This window comes from Inquilinus limosus MP06, assembly GCF_000767795.1.
Lineage (GTDB): Bacteria > Pseudomonadota > Alphaproteobacteria > DSM-16000 > Inquilinaceae > Inquilinus > Inquilinus limosus_E.
The window spans coordinates 1-4438 of the sequence record NZ_JANX01000528.1 but is presented as its reverse complement, the minus strand read 5'-3'; the positions used below and the strand labels follow the sequence as shown (position 1 = coordinate 4438).

The following is a 4438-nucleotide window of genomic DNA, read 5'->3' as shown; positions in this document are numbered from 1 at the left end:
CCCCCCTCCCGCAAGGGGAGGGGGGACTCTGTTGGTTCTGGCTGCTCTGGCTTTCCTCCTGATCCTCCCGCTCTCCGCCCGGGCCGAGATCCCGGCGGAGGTGCTCGCGCGCTTCGCGTCCACGAACTACGACGACATCGCCGCCGGGGTGGACGGCGTCGCCGCGTCGGGCGATGCGCAGGCGCCGGCGGTGCTGGAGGCGCTGGCGGCCGGAAGGCTGATCGCGGCGCCCGGCGCGGTCGCGATCAGGACCGGGACCGGCGGTTTCGTCGATGCCGCCACCGGGGCCGCGCTCACCGAGGCTCCGGCGGGGGGCAAGCCGGTGCGGGTCAACAACCGGGTGCGGCGGGCGATCGACGCGGCGATGGGTTCCCTGACCCTGCTGTCGCCCGACCCGGCCAAGCGGCTCGACGCCGCGGCTGCGGTGTTCAAGTCGCGCGATCCGAAGGCGCTCGCCGCGGTCGAGGCGGCGCTGGCGCGCGAGCAAGATCCGGCGGTGAAGCAGGCCTTCGCGGAGGCCCGCGCCGCCATCCTGCTGGCCCAGGGCGGCAGCGATGACGCGATGTTGGCGGCGATAGACTTGGTGGCGTCGCGCGGCGACCAGGAGGCGCGGGCGCTCTTGTCCGGCATTCCGAGCCCGTCCCCGGCGGTGGCCGCGGCGGCCGAAGCCGCGATCGGCCGCATCGACACCCGGCTCATGATCTGGAACGGGGTGCAGAGCCTGTATTACGGCCTCAGCCTCGGCTCGGTGCTGCTGATCGCCGCCATCGGCCTCGCCATCACCTTCGGCGTGATGGGCGTGATCAACATGGCGCATGGCGAGATCGTCATGCTCGGCGCCTACACCACCTTCCTGGTGCAGGAGGCGTTCCGGAGCTGGGCGCCGAACCTGTTCGACTATTCGCTCGCGGTGGCCCTGCCGCTGGCCTTCCTGGCCGCGGCCTTGGCCGGCGTCGCGATCGAGCGCGGCATCATCCGCTTCCTCTACGGCCGGCCGCTGGAGACGCTGCTGGCCACCTTCGGCCTGTCGCTGATCCTGCAGCAGGCGGTGCGCACGATCTTCGGCCCGTCGAACCGCGAGGTCGGCAACCCGGCCTGGATGGCCGGCGCCTTCGACCTCGGCGGCCTGACACTGACCTGGAACCGGCTCTGGATCATCGTCTTCGCCCTGCTGGTCTTCGCTGCGCTGATGCTGGTGCTGCGCTACACGGCGCTCGGCCTGCAGATGCGGGCGGTGACGCAGAACCGGCGCATGGCCGCGGCGATGGGCATCCGCACCGGCCGGGTCGACATGCTGACCTTCGGCATCGGCTCCGGCGTCGCCGGCATCGCCGGGGTGGCGCTCAGCCAGATCGACAATGTCAGCCCCAATCTCGGCCAGGGCTACATCATCGACAGCTTCATGGTCGTGGTGTTCGGCGGCGTCGGCAACCTGTGGGGCACGCTGGTCGGCGCCCTGTCGCTCGGCGTCGCCAACAAGCTGCTTGAGCCCTTCGCCGGCGCGGTGCTCGGCAAGATCGTCATCCTGGTCGGCATCATCCTGTTCATCCAGCGCAAGCCGCGCGGGATGTTCCCGCTGAAGGGACGGGCGGTGGAATCATGATCACGGCCCGTCTCCTCCGCGCCTCCGGTGGCCCGGCCTTCGCCCTCGGCCTCGTCGCCGCGGCGGTGCTGGTGCTGCTGGCCAACCTGGCGCTGTCGCCGGACTCGCCGCTGCACGTGCCGGGCTACGCCGTCAGCCTGATGGGCAAGTACCTGTGCTACGCCCTGCTGGCCTTGGCGATCGACCTGGTCTGGGGCTATGTCGGCATTCTCAGCCTCGGCCACGGCGCCTTCTTCGCCCTCGGCGGCTACGCCATGGGCATGTATCTGATGCGCCAGATCGGCCCGCGCGGCGTCTACGGCAACCCGGTGCTGCCGGACTTCATGGTGTTCCTGAACTGGCCGCAGCTGCCCTGGTACTGGCACGGCTTCGACCAGTTCTGGTTCGCGGCGCTGATGGTGCTGCTGGTGCCGGGCGCGCTGGCCTTCGTCTTCGGCTGGTTCGCCTTCCGCAGCCGCGTCTCGGGCGTCTATCTGTCGATCATCACCCAGGCGATGACCTACGCCCTGCTGCTGGCCTTCTTCCGCAACGACATGGGCTTCGGCGGCAACAACGGCCTGACCGACTTCAAGGATCTGCTCGGCTTCAGCCTGCAGGCCGACGCGACCCGCGCCGGGCTGTTCCTGGCCAGCGCCGTGGCCCTCGCCGCCGCCTTCCTGATGTGCCGGGCGATCACCCGGTCGCGCTTCGGCAAGGTGATGATCGCCATCCGGGATGCCGAAAGCCGCACCCGCTTCCTCGGCTACCGGGTCGAATCCTACAAGCTGGTGGTGTTCACCCTGTCGGCGATGATGGCGGGCGTGGCCGGCGCCCTCTATGTGCCGCAGGTCGGCATCATCAACCCGGGCGAGTTCGCCCCGGCCAACTCGATCGAGGCGGTGATCTGGGTCGCGGTCGGCGGCCGCGGCACGCTGGTCGGGCCGATCATCGGCGCGATCTCGGTCAATCTCGGCAAGACCGTCTTCACCAACCTGCTGCCGGAGTTCTGGCTGTTCGCGCTGGGGGGGCTGTTCATCCTGGTCACGCTGGTTCTGCCCAAGGGCATCGTCGGCGCGGCGCAGGCGGGGTGGCGGTCCTGGCGAGAGCGGCCCGGCCGCCGCGCGGCAGAGATCGCGACGGAGGCGTCGCGATGACCGAAGCGGCCACCCAGGCGCTGCTGTATCTCGACGGCGTCACCGTCACCTTCAGCGGCTTCCGCGCGCTCAACGCCCTGTCGCTGGTGATCGAGCCGGGCGAGATGCGGGCGATCATCGGCCCGAACGGGGCCGGCAAGACCACGATGATGGACGTCATCACCGGCAAGACCCGGCCGGACCAGGGCGAGGCGCTGTTCCGCGGCACCCACGACCTGACCCGGCTGGACGAGACGGCGATCGCGGGCCTCGGCATCGGACGAAAGTTCCAGAAGCCGACGGTGTTCGACAGCCACACGGTCGGGGACAACCTCCTCCTCGCCCTGGCCGGCCCGCGATCGCCGACCAACCTGCTGTTCGGCCGCCCCCGGCCCGACACGGCGGAGCGGATCGACGAGATCCTGGAGACCACGAAGCTGACCGCCCATCGCGACCGGCTGGCCGGGGCGCTGTCGCACGGCCAGAAGCAGTGGCTGGAGATCGGCATGCTGCTGGCGCAGGAGCCGGCGCTCTTGCTGGTGGACGAGCCGGTGGCCGGCATGACCGACGCCGAGACCGAGGAGACGGCGATCCTGCTGCGTGAGATCAACAGGACCCGCTCCGTGGTGGTGGTGGAGCACGACATGCATTTCGTCCGCGCTCTCGACGTCAAGGTAACGGTGCTGCATGAGGGCTCGGTGCTGGCCGAAGGGCCGCTCGACGCCGTCAGCGCCGACCCGCGCGTCATCGACGTCTATCTGGGGCGCTGAGCATGGTGCATCTGAGACCGTCCCTCCTTCTCCGTCATTGCGAGGAGGCGAAGCCGACGAAGCAATCCAGGGGCCGGTTCGCACCGGCCCTGGATTGCTTCGCTGCGCTCGCAATGACGGTGTTGGGTGCGAGCATGCGGGGTGGACGGTCGTGCTGAGCGTCGAAGGCATCGATCTGTTCTACGGCGCGGCCCAGGCGCTGCGGCGGGTGTCGCTCGGCGTCGGGCCGGGGCAGGTGACCTGCCTGCTGGGCCGCAACGGAGTCGGCAAGACCAGCACGCTGCGCGCCATCGTCGGCCAGCAGCCGGTCGCGGCCGGGAAGGTGCTGTGGGAGGGTGAGGACATCACCCGCCTGCCGACGGCGGAGCGGGCGCGGCGCGGCATCGCCTTCGTGCCGCAGGGACGCGAGATCTTCCCGCTGCTGACGGTGAAGGAGAATCTCGAGACCGGCTTCGCCGTGCTGCCGCGGCGCGAGCGGCGGATCCCAGAGGAGATCTTCGAGCTGTTCCCGGTCTTGAAGTCGATGCTCGGCCGGCGCGGCGGCGACCTGTCGGGCGGGCAGCAGCAGCAGCTCGCGATCGGCCGGGCGCTGGTGACCCGGCCGCGCCTGCTGATCCTGGACGAGCCGACCGAGGGCATCCAGCCTTCGATCATCAAGGATATCGGCCGCGTCATCGCGATGTTGCGCGACCGCGGCACCATGGCGATCCTGCTGGTCGAGCAGTATTTCGATTTCGCCCATGCGCTGGGCCAGCGCCTCGTCGTGATGGACCGCGGCGAGGTGGTGGTGGACGGGGACAAGACTGCGCTCGATGAAGACAGCGTCCGTCGTCACCTTACGGTCTGAGCCGCCGGCGCCTGCGGTGCCGTCGGTCCTGCCCGTGCCGCTGGCGCGCGCCCGCGGCCGGCTGGAGCTCGGCTTCAAGCGGCGCGGGGCCGAGACGGTGCTGGCC

4 protein-coding genes are annotated in these 4438 nt (G+C 70.3%); all 4 read left to right on the top strand.

Features of this window, described 5'->3' with window-relative positions; translation table 11 throughout:
- The first annotated feature begins 31 nt into the window (after positions 1-31).
- The 4 genes from urtB to urtE all read left to right on the top strand — a co-directional run bounded on the left by urtB (position 32) and on the right by urtE (position 4332).
- Complete coding sequence (urtB, locus tag P409_RS27620; protein WP_238578792.1) at positions 32-1603, top strand: urea ABC transporter permease subunit UrtB; 1572 nt, start codon at positions 32-34, stop codon at positions 1601-1603.
- Positions 1600-2736, top strand: a complete 1137-nt coding sequence (urtC, locus tag P409_RS27615) for an urea ABC transporter permease subunit UrtC (protein WP_052121475.1) — start codon at positions 1600-1602, stop codon at positions 2734-2736. The genes urtB and urtC overlap by 4 nt, the downstream gene beginning before the upstream one ends.
- The gene (gene urtD / locus P409_RS27610; RefSeq protein ID WP_034845957.1) at positions 2733-3485 is read left to right on the top strand and encodes an urea ABC transporter ATP-binding protein UrtD; all 753 of its coding nucleotides are present in this window, start codon (positions 2733-2735) and stop codon (positions 3483-3485) included. The genes urtC and urtD overlap by 4 nt, the downstream gene beginning before the upstream one ends.
- 151 nt (positions 3486-3636) lie before the next feature.
- Positions 3637-4332 (top strand): urea ABC transporter ATP-binding subunit UrtE, encoded by a 696-nt coding sequence (gene urtE, locus P409_RS27605; protein ID WP_034845955.1) that lies wholly within the window; start codon positions 3637-3639, stop codon positions 4330-4332.
- Positions 4333-4438: the final 106 nt, after the last annotated feature.

What these genes read in the sequence shown, in the direction of transcription:
- urtC (WP_052121475.1), top strand. Translation starts at nt 1,600, where the DNA reads ATGATCACGGCCCGTCTCCTCCGCGCCTCCGGTGGCCCGGCCTTCGCC.
- urtD (WP_034845957.1), top strand. Translation starts at nt 2,733, where the DNA reads ATGACCGAAGCGGCCACCCAGGCGCTGCTGTATCTCGACGGCGTCACC.